We start from the raw sequence: 20,055 nt of genomic DNA, 5'->3' as shown, positions 1-20,055 counted from the left end.
TGTAATATTTGTGTGAAACCGTGCGACATGAAAACCGACAAGGGTGGTTATTCAACCACAAAACCGAGCGCTTTCACGGCTTCGATTTGATCAGGGTGGAAGGCCTCCAAACCCTTGGCGCGGAATCGACCGACTGTCGCCGGGGGCTCAACGAGTTTAGCCAGCTCTTGCGACAATTCAGGATCGAGGTTGGTGCCGATAAATTCGGCAATGCGCACAATTTCAGCGACGGGATCGGCCAGCAAATTTTCGTAGCGGACCTCCAGCCAGCGACCTGGCATCAGCTCTTCTAAATTTCGTCGTGCATGAGCATTCGCTGCGAGCCAATATTGCAAAGACTGCGAGGGGCTGACGTTAGCGGGGTCATCTAATTGAACTCCGAACCGTCTACCCCAGAGTATCACCTGGTTTTGGTTGCGGGAAAAAGCCATGTCTAAGCCATTTCTCACCATCAAAATAAAGCGGGCTTCAGGAAAAAACTTGGCAATTTGAGGGATAAATATATGGCTGTTGGGTTCTTTCCAGCCCCATTGTTTATAGGCTGAGGTTTCAATTCCGACGGAGTGCAAAATATCACGCTTTGTGGCCTCACCCAATTCAGGTGCTCGGATGGCAAGGCGCGAGGTTGACAGGCACGCGTCAATTAAAGCCTCGGTTTCGGGGCTGGCGTTTCCTTTGAACCCCTCAAGCGAGGCACGCGCAAATAGATCAAGCGATTGCAAAACTTCATGCTCATGAGCGGCGGCCGCCCATTTGGGCTGATTGAAAAATAAAGAGAACCAAAGATTATCTAAAGGCTTGTTAAAAAACTGCCCCATGTGGACGTTCATGTCTTGCGCAAGTTTTGAAAGTACCCGCGTACCGCTCCCGCCCACCCCTCCTATTACGAGTGGGCCAACGTCTAAATTCAAATTGTCACTATTCATCGCGCTTGCCCCGTTTTTCTAAATTCCTGATCAACTTTTCAGGGACACTGGGAAACCTCAAGCAAAAAAATTACACTTTCCTGGCCAGACAAGAAAAATTTTCATTCTTGCTAATTTTGCATAAGTGTGCATAGCTTATCGCATTAAATAAAAAAATTTATAGGGGCCTATAAAATGTCAGAACCATATCTTGGACAAATCACGCTTGGCGGTTGGAACTTCGCACCACGGGGCTGGGCTTTTTGCCACGGTCAATTATTGCCAATCAGTCAGTATAGCGCTGTATTCTCATTACTCGGTACAACATTTGGCGGTGATGGCAGAACGACCTTTGGCCTTCCCGATACGCGTGGGCGCTGCGTCGTCGGCGCTGGGCGGGGGGCAGGATTGACGGATCGACGGATTGGACAAAGAAGTGGGGCCGAAACGACTACTTTAAATGTGGCAAATATGCCGTCGCATAGTCACCGAGTGAACGCGACGAATGCGATCGGAAATTTGACGGGGCCGGGCAGCGATTTTCTTGCCAAATCTGAGCGAACCGCACAAAAAGTCTATCACAATGGTCCCGCAACGGTGCAGATGGATGCGGGCATGATCGAATCCGTAGGCGGCAACACCTCTTTCAACAATATGCAGCCATATCTGGTGATGAATTACGTTATCGCGCTTCAAGGCATCTTCCCATCTCGTAGCTAGGCAGAACAGTGTTGATGTAGGTTTTCGAACCCTGTGTCAGCGTCTGAATTAAATTGTGATAAATAAACCCGCACCTCGTGGCGGGTTTTTTTATTAAAAATCCAGTTTGGATTTGAAGATTTGCAAAATAGAAACCTTGCCAAAGATAGATAAATATGCAATATTTTGACTATTAAATAAATAATTTATAGGGGCCTATAAAATGTCAGAACCATTTGTTGGAGAAATCACGCTTGGCGGTTGGAACTTCGCGCCGCGGGGCTGGGCTTTTTGCCACGGTCAATTATTGGCAATCGCTCAAAATACAGCCTTATTCTCATTACTTGGTACAGTATTTGGCGGTGACGGAAGAACAACCATGGGTCTTCCCGACACGCGCGGGCGCTGCGTTGTCGGAGCGGGTAACGGGCCAGGATTGACGGATCGACGGATTGGACAAAGAGCTGGGACCGAAACGACCACTTTAACTGTGGCAAATATGCCGTCGCATAGTCACCGAGTGAACGCGACGAATGCGATCGGAAATTTGACGGGTCCGGGCAGCGATTTTCTTGCCAAATCTGAGCGAACCGCACAAAGGGTTTATCACAATGGTCCCGCAACGGTGCAGATGGATGCGGGCATGATCGAATCCGTAGGCGGCGACACCTCTTTCAACAATATGCAGCCATATCTGGTGATGAATTACGTTATCGCCCTGGTCGGTATTTACCCGTCTCGTAGCTAAAATTCGTAACAACGGGACCTGAGTTCTTGCGGTAAAGCAGGCTTCAGTCGTGAATTATAAAATTAGAACTCGCACCGCTTTGTTGCGAGTTTTTTTGTATCCAAGACAATTAGGGTTTATCGAATGTTGGGCAGCCGAGGAAAAATAGATTTTCGAATAATCACAGATCAGGACAAAGGCTTTTTGTTTGATGTCTACGCCAGCACCCGCGAATGGGAATTTCAATATACCAGTTGGCCAAAAGCAGAAAGACAGCTCTTTTTGAAAAGTCAGTATGAGGCACAAGATAAAACCTATAAAATGCGATATTTGGGCGCGATTTATCGGATTATTCAGCTCGACGGTGTGGATATCGGGCGTCTCATTCTTGACCGCCAAGACCAGCAACTACTGATAATTGATTTCGCGATATTGCCGCAATATCAAGGACGGGGAATTGGCTCAGATATTTTAAAGAGTTTGATCAATGAGGCCTATGGCGGCAAGGTCCCGGTCAGGTTACATGTCAACCAAAACAATACTTCGGCCATTCAATTCTACTCGCGTCATGGGTTTAAAAAGACGGGCGTGAATGGCCTTCACTTCGCCATGGAATGGAAGGGTGATTTTTCTGCCCGAGAGTTCTAGGCTAGATGCTTCAGTTCAATTAAAAATGCTTTCGTAGAGCATGCAGCTATGGTCTTGTCGAAATCCAGAAATGAAGAGTTCCAACAGTCCTGCTTCGGGATGGGTGATTGTATATATCTGGGGAACTAAAGTTGGTTCCCTTGGACCCTCGAACGTTAACGCGAAGGCTTGGCGTATAGGATACACCCGACTATCAATCTCTAAATGACTGTCTCTTACGCCTGAGTTCTCGTAAATTTTAATATTATCCAAGATGACCTCAATCGGGCCACTCTCAGTTTGGACCTGAAACGATTGTTTTAAGAAGGGTTTAAATGTCTCAGCGGTCGCTGTGATCGGGTCAATCGTCATGGAAGGACTTTATACTATTCGCGCCAATAAAAATTGGTGCTTGAGAGCCACACAAAACATCTGGCTCCCGATTTAGGGAATACGCATTGCAGTGTTGGGTCCGATGACCGCAACTCCAATTGCCATTATCAGAAAAACATCAAGTAGGATTAACCTGCTGAAACTAGTTTAAAATAACTTCAATTTCATATCCGCCAGAACGACGTGGGATTGTGCCCAAGAACATCTTTGATTCTCCAAGGACTGAGTTCCACACCGATGTTATATGATGTCCCTTCGCAGCAAGGTCTTCCGCGAAATCGCTCTCAAAGATGAGAGAAACGCCTTCTTGCCGCGACAGATGTTTTGGACGCGCAGAGCCAGAGGAATTTGGGATTGCTTCCACAAGTTTCATTTGCAGAAGGCCGCCATTTGGCGTCACTGCCGTAAACTGTTGATTGATGAGTTTGGCGAACTGGTCTGCTGTTCCTGTTCTCCAGCTCACTTGCTCTTCCAACCCAAAGCTAGATTGGTTTTCCAATGCAAAGGCGGATGCGCCAAAGCCCACAGATGCGGCGAGCGCAACTTGGCCGCCGATAAATAACCTGCGATTTAATTGAGTGTTCTTTTGCATTTTGTTGCCCCGTAAATCTACGTTATATGGGCTAACTTTTAATCGCGCCCAACAAATCATACCGCTGTTTTTCAAAAAATGCAACAAAGTGTTGAATCGATTTAATCCTGAGTTTTCTGACTAATTTCGGGCGGGTTCTGTCAGGTGATCATTTCGATAGTTGCTCGAAATAACCAATAGTTTTTCCCTTTGAAAGGCTTCGGTACTAGTTGTGAAAGTCAAATTGGTTTAGAGGATTCCGAATGGGGCGATTTGAGTCCCAGAATATCTGCGGGGGCAAGATAAATGAATTCACACTCACCATCACACGGGATCGCCTTGCTCGGAATGCATCGGAGCGGGACCAGCACACTCGCGGGAACGCTCAGAGCTTGCGGAATATCTTTTGGCGAAGTTCTAGATCAAAAACTTCCCCGGAATGAAAAAGGTTTAAACGAACCTGCGTCTATCCTTTATATGCATGAAGACCTCTTGGTGAAATCTGGAGGAGCGTGGCACAACCCGCCCACAGATCCAGAATGGGAACCCCTGCATAAGGCTGTACGCAACCTCTTTATTGAGTCTCGCCAATCAGAACGCGTTTGGGCTTTCAAGGACCCGCGTACAGTTTTAGTGATGGATGGTTGGTTGGAGGTTTTGCCAGATCTTGGCCGCGCGGGAATATTTCGTCACCCGGCAGAAGTTGCGTCTTCGATTAATGATCGAAATCAATTTGATTTGGAAAACTGCTTTCACATCTGGTCCGTTTACAACAGGGCGCTTTTAAAACTTCTGAGGAACAATCCCTTTCCTATCGTGGAGTTTGTGAGCGACGCGGATGAAATGCTGTCGTCATTTGAACGGCTGATAATTCAACTGAACCACGAGATGTCAGATGAAGCGAGAGGATTTTTCGACAGAGAGTTGAAGCATTTCGAACGTCCTGAAATCCCAGTGCCGAAGGACGCACTTCGTATATATTTCGAACTTCAGGAATATGCGAATTAGACGATGTTGAATCCGCACTCGACGCGCTTGCTTCCCCGGCTTCAAGGCGCTGATAAATATAAAATCACGGGTATCGCATCGAAATGCGATTGGGTCATTTTAACCGATTATGGATTGCCCCACACCCATTTTCATAAAAATAAGACGGAGGGCGCACCCAAAACGATTTTTCTATCGTTGCGTTACCATGAACGGGCCCTTCAATATTTTACCGAAACTATTCTTCCGCAAATCGATAGTGCGTTTACCCTCATTTCTGGTTCCTCCGATGCGACTGTGCCCTTTCAAGTTGATAAAAGATGGGTTCCCCTGAATGCTCAGAATCGACGCCGCGTTAAAATGATCTTGGATCATCCACACCTTCATCATTGGGTGGCAGAGAATGCCGATAACGTATCGCACCCGCTCATGAGTCCGCTACCTTTAGGGTTGGTCTATTCCGATGCCCCCCAAATACGTGAAACTATACCTGTGCCAAAGGCGCCAAATCTTGCCCAAAGACCTCTGAACATATTGTGCGGGCATCGCGTTAGAGAGGGGCAACAGTGGGACGCCCGTAAAGCCATCACTGATACAGCCAAAGCGTATTGGGCATCCTTCACCACAATATTGGACGAAGATATTCCAGAGGAGGCTTTCCTGAATTTGATCGACGCGCATTCTTTTGTTCTCTGTGCGGAGGGAGGCGGATTGGACCCATCGCCAAAAGCCTGGCAAGCCCTTTTGCGCGGCGCTATCCCTATAATCCGCAGAAACAGCCTTTACGACGCCTATAAGCATTTACCCGTGGTTTTCGTCGACGAATGGTCGGCGGACGCTTTGACGCTCGATAATTTAGAACTTTGGAAAAATGAACTCCTCCCAAATTTTGACGACCCTGCTCAGCGGGCGAATGTTCTAGAACGGCTGAGTTTGAAGTATTGGTGGGACTATATTCCAAAGCCATGACCGCAGCCTTCTGCGAACCCTAAAAAATTGCATGACACGGGCTGGGGGACAGGCCAAACAAGTCCCGAAATACAAAGGACGTTAGTGTGACAAATAAAACCTCAAAAGGCGTGATTGTCTTTCTTATCATCACTCTCATTGGCTTAGGGGTTGTTTTTGCCGGTGGCCAAGGTGGTACGCGTTTTGGGCCGCTGTCAGTTTTTGTGATTTGCGGTGTTTGGGCATTTGTCATTAACTGGGTCGCCTTCATCCCTGCATATCTAAAGCAAACCGAGAAGTTCTATGACCTGATTGGGGCTTTCACGAATTCATCAACGATTTTGATCGCGGCCGCGCTCTCCCAACCCCTGTCGTTACGCGGTGTTATCGTGACGCTGTTTGTTACAATTTGGGCGGTAAGGTTGGGAACATTCTTGTTCAACCGCATTTCCCAAGACGGAAAAGACCAAAGATTCGACCCAATTAAACCTGTTTTCGTCAGGTTTCTTAACGCGTGGACATTGCAAGCGCTCTGGGTGATTTTAACGACGGCGGCGGCCATTGCTGTCGTCACGTCCGGGCGCGATATTCCACTCGGTATCTTCGCCTATGTCGGGATTGTGCTTTGGGTCATTGGGTTCGGCATCGAAGTGATTGCTGATAGCCAGAAGAAAGCCTTCCGCGCCGATCCTGCGAACAAAGGCAGGTTTATTACCGGTGGCCTCTGGTCGTGGTCTCGCCATCCGAATTATTTTGGCGAAATTCTACTATGGCTTGGGATTGCTGTGATTGCCTTACCAGTCCTTCAGGGCTGGCAACATGTGGTGCTGATTTCCCCTGTCTTTGTCTACCTCTTGCTGACCCGCGTGAGCGGTGTCCCTATGCTGGAGAAGAGCTCAGACAAAAAATGGGCCGGCCAAGCAGATTATGAAACTTATAAGGCTCAAACACCGGTGCTCATGATGCGCCCGCCGAAAAAAGCTTAGATCGTTCCGTTTCCCCATTCGCATTCGTCGCGATCATCAACGTATATGTGGGTTGCAGCCTTACAGGGCGCGCCTTAGGTTTTGGACATGAGCGTTTATGTCGATCCGGCCAAGTTCCCTTTTCGGGGATATATCATGTGTCACATGATCGCCGATAGTTTGGATGAACTCCATCAAATGGCCGATCTAATCGGCATGGAGCGACGATGGTTTCAAACACCGCCCAAAGCCAGCCACCCTCATTATGACATCCCTGAAGATAAGCGCTCCCACGCCATCTCGTTGGGTGCAGTTGAAGTCTGCTCCCGGACAGCCCTGCACTATGCCGCGCGTCTGGGTTTGGAATGGTCAGATGCCACCGGCGATCGTTCCAGAACACGGAAATTCGAGCGCACATTAATTCGTACACAACGTTACACAATCCAACCGGAGCCTTCGGCATGTCCAAACCTTTAGACGGTATTCGCGTCGTTGAGCTCGCCGGGATTGGTCCTGGACCTTATGCGGGGCAATTGCTCGCAGACATGGGGGCCGAGGTCATTCTCGTGAACAGACCTGGACCAATGGGGGCGATCCCCAATCCCGCCAATCGCGGTAAAAAAGCGATCACGCTCGATCTGCGTAAACCCGAAGGGGCCACAATTGTATTGGACTTAATAAAAACGGCTGACGTCCTCATAGAAGGTTTGCGTCCTGGCGTGACAGAGCGTTTGGGTGTTGGTCCCGATGTCTGCCACGATTTGAACCCAAAACTAATCTATGGACGCATGACGGGATGGGGACAGACGGGGCCATGGGCCAAAGTTGCCGGTCACGACATCAATTATATCTCGATCACAGGCGCGCTCGGCGCAATGGGCCGCAAAGGTGTCCCGCCATCCCCACCCCTGAATCTGGTCGGAGACTATGGCGGTGGTTCGCTATTTTTGGTCAATGGTATTCTGGCGGCGCTCATTCGTGCGGGCCGTACGGGTAAAGGCGATATTGTCGACGCCGCGATTATTGACGGTACAAACTCAATGATGAGTATTCTGCATATGCTGTCCGGATTAGGGCAATGGTCACCGGAACGGGGCGTGAATTTGCTGGACGGTGCGCGCCCTTATTATCGATGTTACGAAACGAAAGATGAAAAATTTATGGCTGTGGGTCCCTTAGAGCCGCAATTTTTCAAAGAAATGCTGCGTATTTTGGGGGTCGATAAGGCTGAATATGGCAGCCAGAATGACGCGTCGAAATTTCCAGAACAACACGCGTTGCTTGAAGGGATATTCGCGTCCAAGACACGTGATGAGTGGTCGGAAATCTTTGATGGCACAGAATCTTGCGTCACCCCCGTCTTGACCTATGACGAAGCGCCGAACCACCCCCAGAATAGCGCGCGCGGTGGACTGCGCAAACAGGGGCCTTTTGTTCACCCGCGACCCGCTCCCGTTTTTTCTGACAGTGAGCACGATCCAGATTTCCACGTCCCCAGTGCAAATGAAGCCGCAGATGCCATATTCGCAGAACTAGGGTATGATGCGGGTAAGCTGTCGGCTTTAAAAGCGGCCGGCGTTACGCCCTAGGTCGTCTGACGATCAAAGCTTGGTTTCTTTTGACCCCAATGCGTCTGACAAACGCATTTTCGCGCTGCCAGGTTTTAAGGGTTTTTGCTGACTTTCATGCGGTGCCCATCCTGTCATCCAGATAATTTCCAAGGTCGCTTTGACCTTGCCATCTTCACGCCCGAAATGCTGGGCGTAATTCGCATGCAGAGCCGCCAGCCATGTACGATTTAGCGGGCGGGTGTCGCGCGCCGTGAGGACATTCGTTAAACCTAAGTCTCGTAAATCTTCGATCAGATTGCTGAGATGACTATAACCCACATTGATACGATCCGTGTCCACAACGGGCAGAGCCAAGCCTGTCCGGCCTAATAACATGGCGGCTTGGCTATAATCGACCATCGGGAAAACGCGCGCGGTTGCCCCGCCTAATATTTGTTGATCCGTGGCGTAAAGGCTTTGGCGTAGTTCTGTTAGTGTCTCTCCACCTAAAAACGCGAAGAGCATCATGCCATCTGCCCGTAAGTGCTGCCTTGCATGTGTAAGCGTATCCGGAATGGCATCATCGCTCTGTAGGTCCAATAAGGACAAGATAAGGTCATAGTCTCCGCTCAACTGGCTCACGTCAGCGACATACTCAAATTTTTCAGGCTGCCGGTCTTCTCGTAACGCAGCTTTCACGAGGTCTCGGCCATCTAAATTGCCGATCAGGACAACGCGGGAAAACCTGCGGTTGATGTCCTCAAGCCGAGACGCCGCATCTTCGGCCGCTCGCAAATAGAGGAAGGAAACGCCCTTTCTCGCTTGCCGACGAAGGCTGCGCTGACGGGCCTTTTCTAAAGCGGTTGGATTGAAGATTTTTTGTGGCGACGTGGTCATACCGCTCCGCTATTCTCACTCCCATGCTCAAAGCGCAAGATGACAGCCTGACACAAGTGACATCGCGATCCGCCAAGCAAATTGGTGAGGCCGTGATCAATACCATCTTGCCGCCGCAAGCCTTGCTGGGTTTGGACGGCGATCCGATTGCGCGGCGGATGTGGGCCGACGTCACATTTCTGGATGCGCCCTGGTGCGACGCGTGCGGGTTCCCCTTTGAATATGAAATAAAAGACGGCGGATTATGCGGGCGCTGCGCTGTAAAGCCGCCTGCCTATGACCGCGCTCGAGCCGCAATGGCCTATGATGAAGGCTCGCGGGCGTTGATACTGTCATTCAAACACGGCGGGCGGACGGAGGGCTTGCCAAGCTTTGCTGCGCAAATGCGTCGGGCCGGGCGGGAATTGCTGACGGATGCGGACCTACTTGTCCCTGTTCCCCTGCATCCAAGCCGTTTAATCCGACGGCGTTATAATCAAGCGACGCTTCTTGCGCGGGCTTTGGCCAAAATTACGCCTGCCAGATTTGCCCCGGATGTATTGTTCCGCATGCGTAAAACGGAAAGCCAAGGGCAGTTCAATGCGCGGGCGCGGGCAGAGAATGTGAGAGGCGCGTTCGACGTCCGTGACCCAGAAAAAATCAAGGGGCGAAACATTGTTCTTATCGATGATGTTCTAACAACGGGGGCAACTCTGGAGTCCTGCGCTAGAACGTTGAAACGAGCGGGCGTCGCGCGCGTTGATGGTTTATGCCTTGCGCGAGTGGCAAAAGCTGCAGCACTGCCTACATAAGACCTTCAACACGAAAGAGATAAAATGCCAAACGTCGAAATGTATACCAAAGCCTTTTGCCCTTTTTGCGTTCGGGCGAAGTCTTTGCTCAAAGGGAAAGGCGTCAAAGTTGATGATATTCCTGCCGCCATGGACCGCGATAAGCGAAGAGAAATGAACGAGCGCTCTGGCCGCAACACTTTTCCACAAATTTTCATCGACGGTAAACATGTCGGCGGATGTGATGATCTCTTTGCGCTCGAGCGGTCGGGCAAGTTGGACGCTCTTTTAGGACTTTAGATTTTGAAAACTGCGGCCATACAAATGCGGTCTGGCGTCGATGTTGCTGCTAATATTGCCGCGGCGTCGGAGCTTATCCGTGCGGCGAAAGATGCGGGCGCAGAGTTGATTTGTACGCCCGAAATGACGCATTTCTTACAGAAAGATGCCGATCTTTTGCGGCTCGGCGTTCGCACAATGAAAGATGATCTGGGCGTTCGCGCTTTCTTTGCGTTGGCGGACGAATTATCGGTTCATTTGCTGATTGGGTCCTTGGCTATTTTGCGAGATGATGGGCAGATCGCCAATCGAAGCGTTTTGTTCGGACCTGATGGATCAATTGTCGCCCAATATGACAAAATTCATTTGTTCGAAGCTGTCATCTCCACCCAAGAAAGCTACCGCGAAGCCGACACGTACACGGCGGGGACAGAGCCAGTGACCGCCCATGTTACAGATATGAAGATGGGGCTCTCAATCTGTTATGATCTTCGCTTTCCTGCCCTTTACGGAAGCTATGCCCGAGATGAGGTTGATGTAATCGCTGCACCTTCGGCTTTCACCGTGGCCACAGGGAAAGCGCATTGGGAAACATTGTTAAGAGCCCGCGCGATTGAGACAGGCGCTTTTATCATCGCCCCAGCTCAAGGTGGCACGCATGAAGATGGTCGAAAAACATGGGGCCACTCAATGATCATTGGTCCATGGGGTGAGATCATCAGCGCATTAGATCATGATAAACCCGGATATATTTTAGCCGAACTGGATCTAGCGGCTGTCAAGCAGGCTCGCTCTCGTGTTCCTGCTTGGCGCGGAGAGAGCGCATGATCCGTTATAATCTCCTTTGCGAACATGAGCATGAGTTCGAGGGGTGGTTCGCCTCCATGTCGGACTATGACGAACAAGCCCGCTCTGGTTTGCTGTCATGCCCCCTTTGCGGAAATGCAAAAATCAGCAAAGCGATCATGGCGCCAGCTGTTAAAACTGCACGAAAGACCGAAGCCCGCGCAGAAGATAAGGCGAAAGTGATGAACGCTGTCGCCGCGAAAATTCGCCAAGAGATCGAAAAAAACTGTGACAATGTTGGCGCTAAATTCGCGGATGAAGCGCGGGCCATCCACTATGGCGAAAAGCCAGAACGGGGCATTTATGGCTCCGTCACGCCTGAAGAATCTTCGGCCCTGAAAGAAGAGGGTATTGCGGCCCAAGCTCTGCCAGACGCATTTGTCCCTGAAACCGCCAAACCAAAGTTGAATTAATGCCGAAATATCACGCCATTGTCTTAGGCGCAGGCTCTTGGGGCACTGCATTGGCTCAGCTGTTGGCGGCTAATGGTCATGCAGTGACATTATGGATGCGGGATGCTGACCAAGCGGCGGACATAAATGCGACCCGCCAAAATGCGCGCTACCTACCCGACGCAAATTTACATGAGGGGATCACGGCGACAGCCGACATACCGAATTTTGCGCAAGCCGATCTTTGTCTCTCCGTCATCCCGGCCCAGCACACGCGTGCACAGCTCCTGAGATTTGCCTCTTATATCCTAGACGGATTGCCGATTGTCTTGTGTTCCAAAGGGATCGAAATCTCCACTTTAGAATTTATGAATGAGGTCTTGGCTGAAACCGTCCCTCAGGCGGCCCGCTTTGTTTTATCCGGCCCCAGCTTTGCGCGCGACGTCGTTAAGGGCCTCCCGACGGCGGTGACGCTGGCGGGGGATGATCTAGCAGCTGCCAACGCGCTCGCGCCACTCGTGCAGGGACCTACTTTTAGACCTTATACGACGGACGATATGATTGGGGCAGAGATTGGTGGCGCTGTAAAAAATGTGCTCGCCATTGCCTGCGGTATGCTGCTGGGTATGGGATTAGGGCAGAGTGCGCATGCCGCCCTGATTGCGCGCGGTTTCGCGGAGATGAACCGTTTGGGTGCGGCGTTGGGTGCGCGGACGGAAACACTCTCTGGTCTGTGTGGTCTGGGAGATCTCGTGCTGACGTGCAGTTCAACCCAATCTCGCAATATGTCGTGTGGTATGCGGCTTGGCGAGGGTGAAGCCCTCCAAGACATTTTGTCATCCCGAAATTCTGTAACAGAAGGCGTTGCAACGGCGCCTGCATTGGTGCGCTTGGCGGCCAAACACGACGTCGACATGCCGATTTGTATCGCCGTGGATCGCGTTCTGAGTGGCAACATCACACCCGCTGAAGCAATGGCCGAGCTTCTGACGCGCCCGTTAAAGTCCGAGACAGACTAGGCCGCTAGGCTCAAATTTGCTGCTGGGGCCATTTTCGAACCTGCTTGGATATAATCCAGAATTTCAGCTTCTTCGGCGAAGGGGCCGAGCGCCATAAAAGCCTTATCCTGTGCTTTATGATCAGGCAAAGTGGCAAAAGCTCTGGCTTGAGTAAAGCCGATCACCTTGTCAAAAAAGGCCCGACGAACCCGCTTGGATAGGCACGATAACGTCAGAATTTGACGGACACAGCCACGTGGTAGGAAGAGCTCTGTCGCAATCAGGTCAACGTCACGATGTTCACGATACATGTCTGTGACTGTGTTATAGAGCTCACGATTGGACATTAAGGACGGCGTTTGTCTAACTTCGTTTTGTCCCGCTTGAACTTCAACATAGGGAATATTCACAAGAGACCGCGGCAAACGCCCCAGAAATGATAATCGACGAATTGCGGCGAGACGTTTTCGTCCATCAACGACGACCAATCGGTCATTTGCGCGTGAAACGACGATAGGTGAAAGCAGGCCAAAGCGAGCAATAGAGGCCTGCATAGCTTTCACATCTTGCAACAATCGACCGCCTAATAGGCGAGGTCGCAAAGTTATGAACATATCCACAGGGCTTGTTTCGATGTGGGACATGGGGGCGTCCTCCATATTTAATATAACGCTAACATGAACTTTCTACGTTTACGGGAACATATCCGTTCCATTAAAAAAACGCCAAAGTCGTTAACGTGAATTAACGTATTAGGCGCCTGTTATATAACAAGTTTTGTCAAGAATAAGGCAAACACGGTTAAATCACCTTCGCGTCGAAAGGTGACTTTGGAATTAGTAAATTGTTAACTAATTATTTAAGCGCTCTTTGTACCCACGGTGACGTAGTTGATCGACTTATCCCCAGAGAGTGTCCACACATTGGTGATCGGATTGAGGCTCATCCCGATTTGCTCGGTAATATTTAGACCCGCATCGCTCATCCAACGGGTGATCTCGACGGGTTTGACAAGCTTCGCATATTGGTGCGTGCCACGCGGCAGCCAACGCAGAACATATTCGGCCCCGACAATAGCAAGCGCAAAGGCTTTCAATGTTCGGTTGATGGTCGAACACAACATAATGCCGCCAGGCCTGACCATTGCGCCGCAATCGGCCATGAATTCTGGCGGGTTGGCCACATGCTCAATGACTTCCATGTTTAGGACCACATCATAGGGCGCTTCGCCTGCTTCCACCATTTGTTCAATTGTGCCGTGCCGATAATCGATCTCAACACCGACCTGTTCGGCATGGGTTTTTGCTGTTTTCAAATTCCGCTCTAGCGCGTCGACGCCCGTCACTTTGGCGCCCAACCTGACCATTGGTTCGCAAAGCAATCCGCCGCCACAACCGATGTCTAGGACACGAAGCCCAGTCAGGGGGCGCTCAGCATTAGGGTCGAGGCCGAAATGGTCACAAACGGTTTGTTTGATATAATCTAATCGTGCGCCATTCATAATATGCAGTGGTTTAAATGGACCGGTCGGATCCCACCAATCTGCGGCCATACGAGAGAAGCTGGCCATCTCCGCCGGGTCTACAGAAATACGAGACAAACGTTCGGGCTGATTATCTGTATGTGCCATTCTAAACTCTCAAATCGGAACAAATTTTGGGATCGCGAGTTCTATATACGTAACTCAACTCAACAGGAGAAAAATTATGGAGTCCGAACACATCAAAGGCGCAGCGAATAAAGCTGCAGGTAAAGCCAAGCAATCAATTGGCGATGCAATCGACAACAAAGAAATGCAAGCCAAGGGCAAAGCCCAGGAATTAAAGGGCCGCGCGCAAGACGCAGTCGGAGATGCGAAAGACGCAATCGAGTAAATCCTGAACTTCCCGTTTTAGGATATATGCCGCGCGCCGAGAGGTTGCGCGGCTTTTTTATGCGCAAATTTGGAGCGTGCCTCATTTGAAGCGTGTCTCTAGGCAACAATTTATTGCGTCCAGCGAAGTGTAGCACTAAGAGGTGGCCGATTTTTAAATTAAGACCCTTCTATATTTTATAGAGCATTCCCTCGGAGACCCTAAGTGGCCCGCATAGTCATGAAATTCGGCGGTACGTCCGTCGCCAACTTGGACAGAATTCGTCACGTTGCGAGCCTTGTGGCCGCAGAAGCCGAAGCGGGCAACGAAGTCGCAGTCGTTGTTTCGGCAATGAGTGGAGAAACGAACCGTTTGGTCGCACTCGTGGACGGGCTTGATGCCGACCGCGTTAAGCAGGGTGAAGCGTTAGGCGGTGATATCGACGATGAATATGATTCCATCGTCGCCACGGGCGAGCAAGTCACATCGGGCTTGCTGGCCATCGCTTTACGTCGTCGCGGATTGAAAGCACGCAGTTGGCTGGGTTGGCAAATCCCGTTGCGTACGGACATGGCCTATTCCAAAGCTCGCATTGCAGAAATTGAATCGTCGGCCATTGGACCGTCAATGGCTGAGGGTAACATCGCCGTTGTTGCGGGTTTCCAGGGCATTAGTGATGATGGCCGTATCTCGACCTTAGGCCGTGGCGGCTCAGATACATCTGCCGTGGCGATGGCGGTCGCGCTGAAAGCCGACCGTTGTGATATCTATACCGATGTCGACGGTATCTACACCACTGACCCGCGCATCGCCAAAGATGCGCGCCGCTTGCGCCGTATCGCATTTGAAGAAATGTTAGAGCTCGCCTCGCTGGGCGCGAAAGTCTTGCAAACCCGGTCAGTCGAACTGGCTATGAATAATAATCTACCGATCCGTGTACTGACCAGCATGGCCGAAGTCGGTGACCCTAACCCCGGAACATTGGTCTGCCACGAGGATGAAACCATGGAAGAACGCGTCGTCAGCGGCGTCGCTTATTCACGCGACGAAGCCCAAATCACACTCCTACGTCTGAAAGACGCACCTGGCATGGTTGCCAAAGTTTGCCGCGCCATGAGCGATGCAAATGTCATTGTTGATATGATTGTTCAGGGTATTTCTCGATCCGACAGTTCCGCCAACTTGACGTTCACGGTTGGGAAGCGCGATTTGGAGAAGGCGCTCGCAGCTTTGAATGATGCTCAAGCCGAGATCGGGTTTGATGGCATTAAATCTGACTCAGATGTGACAAAAGTCTCAGTCGTTGGCATCGGCATGAGGTCTCACACGGGTGTTGCGCAGACAATGTTTGAAGCGTTGGCGGAGCGGAATATCAACGTCAAAGTTATCGCGACCTCAGAGATTAAAATCTCTGTGCTCATTGATAGTGAATATACAGAGCTTGCTGTCCGGGCCCTACATAGCGCATTTGAGCTTCACACGGCGTCGGCACCAAAGGTTTCCGCGCCTTAACGAAAGCTTCATCACGCCGTTAGATTGCGCCTGATTTAAGCCGTATTTAATCCTATTCCGATAGCCCATTGCCGAAGGCTGGGGGGCGATTGGGAGATTGCGGGTGAGATACCAACTAAAATTTGTTCTCGGAACACTATTTGCGGCATCATTTCTAGCGGCTTGTGGCGGCGGCGACGGATCATCGCCTCCGTCTTCACTCTCAACACCCGCGACAGGAGGCGACACGCCGCCACCCGCGCCCGCGACGAAACCCTACACAAATCTCGAAACCCGTGAAGAAGCGGCCCGTTTTCTCATGCAGGCTGGTTTTGGTGGAACAGATGCGCAAATCGACGCGCTTGTCGGAACCGATGCGGCGGATTGGATCGTCAACGAGATGCGCAAACCTGCGACCTTGACGTTACCGCAAATGCAGGCGCGATATGGAACGAGTCAGGACACGGACCAAAACCACAGTCGCATGATGTGGCAAACTTTACTCACCGCAGATGATCAATTGCGCCAGCGAATGACGTTCGCGCTGTCCCAGATTTTTGTAATCTCCACGAATAGTTTTTCTGACCGTGGATTTATGACCGCTCACTACGCGGATATTCTGAGCGATCAGGCTTTCGGAAATTATCGGTCTATTTTGGAAGAGGTGACCTATTCGCCCGCGATGAGCCGATATCTGACTTATTACCGCAACAGAAAAGGCGATGAACGCTCAGGCCGTATGCCCGACGAAAATTATGCTCGTGAGGTATTACAGCTCTTCTCCATCGGTCTGACAGAATTAGAATTAGATGGAACGCCCAAAGCTGGGGAGCTTGAGACCTATGACAATGAGGATATCATCGGGTTGGCGCGGGTTTTCACAGGATTGTCGGGGGAGGGATCAAGTTTTAAGTCTCGGGATCATGTTGAGGATTGGTCAATCCAACGGTTGAAAATGTTCGATGAGGAACATTCCGAATTGGAAAAGACATTTTTGGGTGTGACAATTCCTGAGAACACAAAGGGCGATGAATCTATTCAAATCGCATTGGACACGATCGCCAACCATCCGAATGTTGCGCCCTTTATCTCTCGCCAACTGATCCAGCGTTTTACCGCTTCATCGCCCTCGCCTGACTATGTGCGGCGTGTAGCCGAGGTGTTTGAGGCCGGACGATATCGCGCGCCAAATGGTCAGGATTTTGGTGTCGGAGATCGTGGAAACCTTCAAGCCGTGATTGCCGCGATTTTATTGGATGAGTCGGTACATGACGACATCCAGAATACAAATGAAGGGAAAGTCAGAGAGCCTGTTCTAAAATTCGTTCATTACACCCGGGCGTTCGGCGCCAAAGACATCGATGTGTGGGAGGAATGGCGATTAAATAACACCAGCGACCCGAATGAGAGATTGGGACAGCACCCGCTGCGAAGCGCTTCGGTATTTAATTTCTACCGTCCCGGTTTTATCGCGCCTGGCTCAGAGACGGGAGAGGCGCAACTTTCCGCCCCTGAGTTTCAGATCGTGAATGAGGGCGCCTCCCTCGGCTTTACGAATTTCCTGACGCATTACATCATGCGCCCCGCCGACGACCCAGACCGTTACCCTGGCTTTCAACCCGACTTCACAACAGAAATTAATCTCGCCGATGACGCCGCAACTTTGGTGGACCACCTGAATGTTAAACTGACGGCGGGACAGCTTTCAGAAGCAACGAAAGCCGAAATTGTCGATGTTGTGTCGACCTTAATTGTTGATGGCGATGACGCCGAAGAAGAACGCCGTAAGCGTGTCCAGACCGCAATCCTGATGATTGTGACTTCGGCCGCTTACGCTGTTCAGAATTAGAGGCGCGAACCATGACATATTATAATCGACGTCAATTCATCACCCGTTCCACGCTCGGATTTGCGGGCGCGACGATGGGTCTTTCTTTTTTGGGTCACGGCGCAGCCCAAGCGGCAAATATCAGCGGATATAAAGCAATTGTTGGCATTATGCTCAAGGGCGGCATGGACCATAGTGATACGCTGCTTCCGAAAGACCAAGATAGCTATGACGCTCTAAAGGGGTTCCGCCCAGGTATCTTCGCCAGCCATAATTCAGACGACCCGCAAAGCTCGCGTCATCGCGAGAACATTCTTGAGCTAAATGTAGAAAATGCGAGCCAATTTAATGGTCGGCGCTTTGGTCTGCCGCGTGAATTATCCGCCGTGCAGGATATGTTCAATGCGGGGGATGCCGCCATCGTGGGCAATGTCGGACCTTTATTGGAGCCTGCAAACCGCGATGACTTTGAAACAGGGCGCGTTAGCTTGCCCAAACGCATCTTCTCTCACAATGATCAGCAATCGACATGGATGTCCTTGAGCACGGAAGGGGCACGCAAGGGCTGGGGTGGACAATTCGCCGATGCCGTTCTGGCGTCTGACGCGACCGCTAACCCGTTATACGCAGCGATCACGGCCACTACATCAGACGTATTCCTGGCGGGGGATCGTGCCCGCGCTTTTCGCGTGCCACGGGCGGGCCAACGATTGACACTGGATGCTGATCGTATTCGTTCTCATTTGGGGCGCGGCGACGACAGCGATGAAGCTCGCACCAAGCTAAACGCTTACCTGCGGAAACAGTCCGCGGATCACACCAACTTATTCCGGAAAGACGCCAGCGGAATGTCGGCGCGCGGCATTGATAATCAAATTAGTTATTCAGAGCGCGCTGCGAGCGCGACGCCGTTGGGGACAATATTTCCTAATACAAATCTGGGCCGTCAATTGGGAGGCGTGGCGCAAGCTATGTCGCTGCGTGGGCCCCTTAATGTAAAACGTCAGGTCTTTTACGCCGCTCAAGGGGGTTATGACACGCATGATTCCCAAGCGCAGAACTTACCCGAGCGGCATCAAAAGTTGAACGACGCGATGCTGGCGTTTCGCGCTGCCATGGTTGAGCTAGGTCTTTGGAATGATGTCCTTGTATTCACTATGAGTGATTTTGGTCGGTCGATGGTCGGAAACGGCGATGGGTCAGATCACGGTTGGGGTGGTCATCATTTTGTGTTGGGCGGTTCCGTCCGTGGTGGTCAGATATATGGGGACGTTCCTGAGATCGATACAGGCCACCCGCAATATACGCGACGTCGTGGGCGATTAATCCCTACAACCTCTGTGGAACAGCACGCCGCCACACTTGGTCGGTGGTTTGGTTTAGACGATGGCGAACTGGCGGGCATATTCCCGAACCTATCGCGTTTTGATCGATCCGCGTTAGATTTCGCCTAACTATCCGATGTCCAATCGCTGCGATTGCCAAACCTGCATCAGCTGTAGCGTTTGGGTTGCCAAAGGGGCGAGAGGGGACTATACGCCCGCCTTCACGACCTGTGTTGTGACGCAACGCATTAGGCTAAATGGCATGCCTGATCGTTCGAAAGGCTAGGTTATCCGCACTTTATTCGCGAGGTAACCCATATAAATGGAGACCGAAATGCCCAAAATGAAGACGAAGTCAGGCGCGAAAAAGCGCTTCAAGATTACCAAATCCGGTAAGGTAAAAGCAGGCCAGGCTGGCAAACGCCACGGCATGATCAAGCGGACGAATGACCAGATTCGTAAGCTTCGCGGTACCACAGTCCTTGCGGACTGTGATGCTAAGGTCATCAAGAAAAAGTACATGCCCTACGGCTAAGCGCCGCCCTACTTAAATACCGGAGAATTATCATGGCACGAGTCAAACGCGGCGTAACCAAGTCCGCACGTCATAAAGAAATCCTAAAACGCGCCAAAGGCTATCGCGGTCGCCGGAAGAATACCTTCCGCATCGCGAACCAGGCCGTCGAAAAAGCCGGCCAGTACGCATATATTGGTCGTAAACTGAAAAAGCGTCAGTTCCGCGCATTGTGGATTCAGCGTATTAACGCTGCAACACGCCTTCACGGAATGACTTATGGTCGTTTCATGGATGGTTTGAACAAAGCGGATATCAACCTTGACCGTAAAGTTTTGGCTGACATGGCAGGCAATGAGCCAGAAGCTTTTGCCGCTCTCGTAGAGACAGCGAAAAAGCACGCATCTGCGCCGCACACTGTCAAAGCGTAAGCTTAAGCACATTTCGAATATTGAAGGCTCCCGTGAGGGGGCCTTTTTTATTGCCTAAA

Annotated in this window: 25 protein-coding genes; 19 read left to right on the top strand and 6 right to left on the bottom strand. The window is 50.9% G+C overall.

Features of this window, described 5'->3' with window-relative positions; all coding sequences use genetic code 11:
• Positions 1 to 47: 47 nt before the first annotated feature.
• Positions 48 to 926: a sulfotransferase family protein gene (locus IE073_RS13375; protein ID WP_189587029.1), complete on the bottom strand. Its 879-nt coding sequence runs from the start codon at positions 924 to 926 to the stop codon at positions 48 to 50.
• Positions 927 to 1,100: 174 nt separating this feature from the next.
• Between IE073_RS13375 and IE073_RS13370 the strand changes: the two genes are divergently transcribed.
• The 3 genes from IE073_RS13370 (at position 1,101) to IE073_RS13360 (ending at position 2,979) form a co-directional block, all read left to right on the top strand.
• Positions 1,101 to 1,625 carry a phage tail protein gene (locus tag IE073_RS13370; RefSeq protein WP_189587028.1) on the top strand — a complete coding sequence of 175 codons (525 nt, stop codon included), beginning with the start codon at positions 1,101 to 1,103 and terminating at the stop codon, positions 1,623 to 1,625.
• Positions 1,626 to 1,827: 202 nt separating this feature from the next.
• Positions 1,828 to 2,352 (top strand): phage tail protein, encoded by a 525-nt coding sequence (locus tag IE073_RS13365; protein WP_189587026.1) that lies wholly within the window; start codon positions 1,828 to 1,830, stop codon positions 2,350 to 2,352.
• A 123-nt stretch (positions 2,353 to 2,475) separates the two neighbouring features.
• Positions 2,476 to 2,979, top strand: a complete 504-nt coding sequence (locus IE073_RS13360; protein ID WP_189587024.1) for a GNAT family N-acetyltransferase — start codon at positions 2,476 to 2,478, stop codon at positions 2,977 to 2,979.
• A gap of 15 nt (positions 2,980 to 2,994) precedes the next feature.
• On the opposite strand, the gene IE073_RS14315 is transcribed toward IE073_RS13360, so the two are convergent.
• Both IE073_RS14315 and IE073_RS13355 read right to left on the bottom strand, forming a co-directional pair.
• Positions 2,995 to 3,330 (bottom strand): DUF6916 family protein, encoded by a 336-nt coding sequence (locus IE073_RS14315; protein ID WP_373298710.1) that lies wholly within the window; start codon positions 3,328 to 3,330, stop codon positions 2,995 to 2,997.
• A gap of 163 nt (positions 3,331 to 3,493) precedes the next feature.
• The gene (locus IE073_RS13355; protein ID WP_189587022.1) at positions 3,494 to 3,943 is read right to left on the bottom strand and encodes a DUF6916 family protein; all 450 of its coding nucleotides are present in this window, start codon (positions 3,941 to 3,943) and stop codon (positions 3,494 to 3,496) included.
• A 285-nt stretch (positions 3,944 to 4,228) separates the two neighbouring features.
• Between IE073_RS13355 and IE073_RS13350 the strand changes: the two genes are divergently transcribed.
• The 5 genes from IE073_RS13350 to IE073_RS13330 all read left to right on the top strand — a co-directional run bounded on the left by IE073_RS13350 (position 4,229) and on the right by IE073_RS13330 (position 8,411).
• Positions 4,229 to 4,930, top strand: a complete 702-nt coding sequence (locus IE073_RS13350; RefSeq protein WP_189587020.1) for a sulfotransferase family protein — start codon at positions 4,229 to 4,231, stop codon at positions 4,928 to 4,930.
• 3 nt (positions 4,931 to 4,933) lie between these two features.
• Positions 4,934 to 5,878 (top strand): hypothetical protein, encoded by a 945-nt coding sequence (locus IE073_RS13345; protein ID WP_189587018.1) that lies wholly within the window; start codon positions 4,934 to 4,936, stop codon positions 5,876 to 5,878.
• Positions 5,879 to 5,964: 86 nt separating this feature from the next.
• Positions 5,965 to 6,843: a DUF1295 domain-containing protein gene (locus tag IE073_RS13340; RefSeq protein WP_189587016.1), complete on the top strand. Its 879-nt coding sequence runs from the start codon at positions 5,965 to 5,967 to the stop codon at positions 6,841 to 6,843.
• Between the two features lie 87 nt (positions 6,844 to 6,930).
• Positions 6,931 to 7,299, top strand: a complete 369-nt coding sequence (locus IE073_RS13335) for a DUF4031 domain-containing protein (protein WP_189587014.1) — start codon at positions 6,931 to 6,933, stop codon at positions 7,297 to 7,299.
• Positions 7,284 to 8,411: a CaiB/BaiF CoA transferase family protein gene (locus IE073_RS13330; protein ID WP_189587012.1), complete on the top strand. Its 1,128-nt coding sequence runs from the start codon at positions 7,284 to 7,286 to the stop codon at positions 8,409 to 8,411. The genes IE073_RS13335 and IE073_RS13330 overlap by 16 nt, the downstream gene beginning before the upstream one ends.
• 12 nt (positions 8,412 to 8,423) lie before the next feature.
• On the opposite strand, the gene IE073_RS13325 is transcribed toward IE073_RS13330, so the two are convergent.
• Entirely contained in the window at positions 8,424 to 9,269 is an 846-nt protein-coding gene (locus IE073_RS13325; protein ID WP_189587010.1) for an SAM-dependent methyltransferase, read from the bottom strand.
• On the opposite strand from IE073_RS13325, the gene IE073_RS13320 reads away from it, so the two are divergent.
• The 5 genes from IE073_RS13320 to IE073_RS13300 are packed head-to-tail and all read left to right on the top strand — an operon-like array spanning position 9,254 to position 12,575.
• On the top strand, positions 9,254 to 10,060 hold the full coding sequence (locus IE073_RS13320; protein ID WP_233350098.1) for a ComFC family protein: 807 nt from the start codon (positions 9,254 to 9,256) through the stop codon (positions 10,058 to 10,060). The two genes, IE073_RS13325 and IE073_RS13320, sit on opposite strands and share 16 nt — an antisense overlap.
• A 24-nt stretch (positions 10,061 to 10,084) precedes the next feature.
• Positions 10,085 to 10,339, top strand: a complete 255-nt coding sequence (gene grxC / locus IE073_RS13315; RefSeq protein WP_189587008.1) for a glutaredoxin 3 — start codon at positions 10,085 to 10,087, stop codon at positions 10,337 to 10,339.
• 3 nt (positions 10,340 to 10,342) lie between these two features.
• Positions 10,343 to 11,146 carry a carbon-nitrogen hydrolase family protein gene (locus IE073_RS13310; protein WP_189587006.1) on the top strand — a complete coding sequence of 268 codons (804 nt, stop codon included), beginning with the start codon at positions 10,343 to 10,345 and terminating at the stop codon, positions 11,144 to 11,146.
• On the top strand, positions 11,143 to 11,577 hold the full coding sequence (locus tag IE073_RS13305) for a DUF1178 family protein (RefSeq protein WP_189587004.1): 435 nt from the start codon (positions 11,143 to 11,145) through the stop codon (positions 11,575 to 11,577). The genes IE073_RS13310 and IE073_RS13305 overlap by 4 nt, the downstream gene beginning before the upstream one ends.
• The gene (locus IE073_RS13300; RefSeq protein ID WP_189587002.1) at positions 11,577 to 12,575 is read left to right on the top strand and encodes an NAD(P)H-dependent glycerol-3-phosphate dehydrogenase; all 999 of its coding nucleotides are present in this window, start codon (positions 11,577 to 11,579) and stop codon (positions 12,573 to 12,575) included. The genes IE073_RS13305 and IE073_RS13300 overlap by 1 nt, the downstream gene beginning before the upstream one ends.
• On the opposite strand, the gene IE073_RS13295 is transcribed toward IE073_RS13300, so the two are convergent.
• Positions 12,572 to 13,198: a ParB/RepB/Spo0J family partition protein gene (locus IE073_RS13295; RefSeq protein ID WP_189587000.1), complete on the bottom strand. Its 627-nt coding sequence runs from the start codon at positions 13,196 to 13,198 to the stop codon at positions 12,572 to 12,574. The two genes, IE073_RS13300 and IE073_RS13295, sit on opposite strands and share 4 nt — an antisense overlap.
• Positions 13,199 to 13,413: 215 nt before the next feature.
• Positions 13,414 to 14,184, bottom strand: coding sequence for a bifunctional 2-polyprenyl-6-hydroxyphenol methylase/3-demethylubiquinol 3-O-methyltransferase UbiG (gene ubiG, locus IE073_RS13290; RefSeq protein ID WP_189586998.1), 771 nt, complete (start codon positions 14,182 to 14,184; stop codon positions 13,414 to 13,416).
• A 76-nt stretch (positions 14,185 to 14,260) separates the two neighbouring features.
• Between ubiG and IE073_RS13285 the strand changes: the two genes are divergently transcribed.
• The 6 genes from IE073_RS13285 to rplT all read left to right on the top strand — a co-directional run bounded on the left by IE073_RS13285 (position 14,261) and on the right by rplT (position 19,996).
• Positions 14,261 to 14,428, top strand: coding sequence for a CsbD family protein (locus IE073_RS13285; RefSeq protein WP_189586996.1), 168 nt, complete (start codon positions 14,261 to 14,263; stop codon positions 14,426 to 14,428).
• Positions 14,429 to 14,632: 204 nt separating this feature from the next.
• A complete protein-coding gene (locus tag IE073_RS13280) occupies positions 14,633 to 15,919 on the top strand; it encodes an aspartate kinase (RefSeq protein WP_189586994.1) in 1,287 nt (428 codons plus the stop codon).
• 103 nt (positions 15,920 to 16,022) lie between these two features.
• Positions 16,023 to 17,747 carry a DUF1800 domain-containing protein gene (locus IE073_RS13275; protein WP_189586993.1) on the top strand — a complete coding sequence of 575 codons (1,725 nt, stop codon included), beginning with the start codon at positions 16,023 to 16,025 and terminating at the stop codon, positions 17,745 to 17,747.
• Between the two features lie 11 nt (positions 17,748 to 17,758).
• The gene (locus tag IE073_RS13270) at positions 17,759 to 19,180 is read left to right on the top strand and encodes a DUF1501 domain-containing protein (RefSeq protein ID WP_189586990.1); all 1,422 of its coding nucleotides are present in this window, start codon (positions 17,759 to 17,761) and stop codon (positions 19,178 to 19,180) included.
• A gap of 205 nt (positions 19,181 to 19,385) precedes the next feature.
• Positions 19,386 to 19,586, top strand: a complete 201-nt coding sequence (rpmI, locus tag IE073_RS13265) for a 50S ribosomal protein L35 (RefSeq protein ID WP_189586988.1) — start codon at positions 19,386 to 19,388, stop codon at positions 19,584 to 19,586.
• Between the two features lie 32 nt (positions 19,587 to 19,618).
• Positions 19,619 to 19,996: a 50S ribosomal protein L20 gene (gene rplT, locus IE073_RS13260; protein WP_189586986.1), complete on the top strand. Its 378-nt coding sequence runs from the start codon at positions 19,619 to 19,621 to the stop codon at positions 19,994 to 19,996.
• Positions 19,997 to 20,055: the final 59 nt, after the last annotated feature.

Source organism: Litorimonas cladophorae (genome assembly GCF_014652455.1).
GTDB lineage: Bacteria > Pseudomonadota > Alphaproteobacteria > Caulobacterales > Maricaulaceae > Litorimonas > Litorimonas cladophorae.
This window is presented reverse-complemented; position numbering and strand designations above follow the sequence as displayed.

Coding starts and splice junctions, on each gene's coding strand:
- IE073_RS13355 (WP_189587022.1), bottom strand. CDS start 3,943: ATGCAAAAGAACACTCAATTAAATCGCAGGTTATTTATCGGCGGCCAA.
- rpmI (WP_189586988.1), top strand. CDS start 19,386: ATGCCCAAAATGAAGACGAAGTCAGGCGCGAAAAAGCGCTTCAAGATT.
- IE073_RS13345 (WP_189587018.1), top strand. CDS start 4,934: ATGTTGAATCCGCACTCGACGCGCTTGCTTCCCCGGCTTCAAGGCGCT.
- IE073_RS13370 (WP_189587028.1), top strand. CDS start 1,101: ATGTCAGAACCATATCTTGGACAAATCACGCTTGGCGGTTGGAACTTC.
- IE073_RS13330 (WP_189587012.1), top strand. CDS start 7,284: ATGTCCAAACCTTTAGACGGTATTCGCGTCGTTGAGCTCGCCGGGATT.
- IE073_RS13335 (WP_189587014.1), top strand. CDS start 6,931: ATGAGCGTTTATGTCGATCCGGCCAAGTTCCCTTTTCGGGGATATATC.
- IE073_RS13375 (WP_189587029.1), bottom strand. CDS start 926: ATGAATAGTGACAATTTGAATTTAGACGTTGGCCCACTCGTAATAGGA.
- IE073_RS13325 (WP_189587010.1), bottom strand. CDS start 9,269: ATGACCACGTCGCCACAAAAAATCTTCAATCCAACCGCTTTAGAAAAG.
- IE073_RS13295 (WP_189587000.1), bottom strand. CDS start 13,198: ATGTCCCACATCGAAACAAGCCCTGTGGATATGTTCATAACTTTGCGA.
- IE073_RS13360 (WP_189587024.1), top strand. CDS start 2,476: ATGTTGGGCAGCCGAGGAAAAATAGATTTTCGAATAATCACAGATCAG.
- rplT (WP_189586986.1), top strand. CDS start 19,619: ATGGCACGAGTCAAACGCGGCGTAACCAAGTCCGCACGTCATAAAGAA.
- IE073_RS13270 (WP_189586990.1), top strand. CDS start 17,759: ATGACATATTATAATCGACGTCAATTCATCACCCGTTCCACGCTCGGA.
- IE073_RS13300 (WP_189587002.1), top strand. CDS start 11,577: ATGCCGAAATATCACGCCATTGTCTTAGGCGCAGGCTCTTGGGGCACT.
- IE073_RS14315 (WP_373298710.1), bottom strand. CDS start 3,330: ATGACGATTGACCCGATCACAGCGACCGCTGAGACATTTAAACCCTTC.
- IE073_RS13350 (WP_189587020.1), top strand. CDS start 4,229: ATGAATTCACACTCACCATCACACGGGATCGCCTTGCTCGGAATGCAT.
- grxC (WP_189587008.1), top strand. CDS start 10,085: ATGCCAAACGTCGAAATGTATACCAAAGCCTTTTGCCCTTTTTGCGTT.
- IE073_RS13365 (WP_189587026.1), top strand. CDS start 1,828: ATGTCAGAACCATTTGTTGGAGAAATCACGCTTGGCGGTTGGAACTTC.
- IE073_RS13305 (WP_189587004.1), top strand. CDS start 11,143: ATGATCCGTTATAATCTCCTTTGCGAACATGAGCATGAGTTCGAGGGG.
- ubiG (WP_189586998.1), bottom strand. CDS start 14,184: ATGGCACATACAGATAATCAGCCCGAACGTTTGTCTCGTATTTCTGTA.
- IE073_RS13285 (WP_189586996.1), top strand. CDS start 14,261: ATGGAGTCCGAACACATCAAAGGCGCAGCGAATAAAGCTGCAGGTAAA.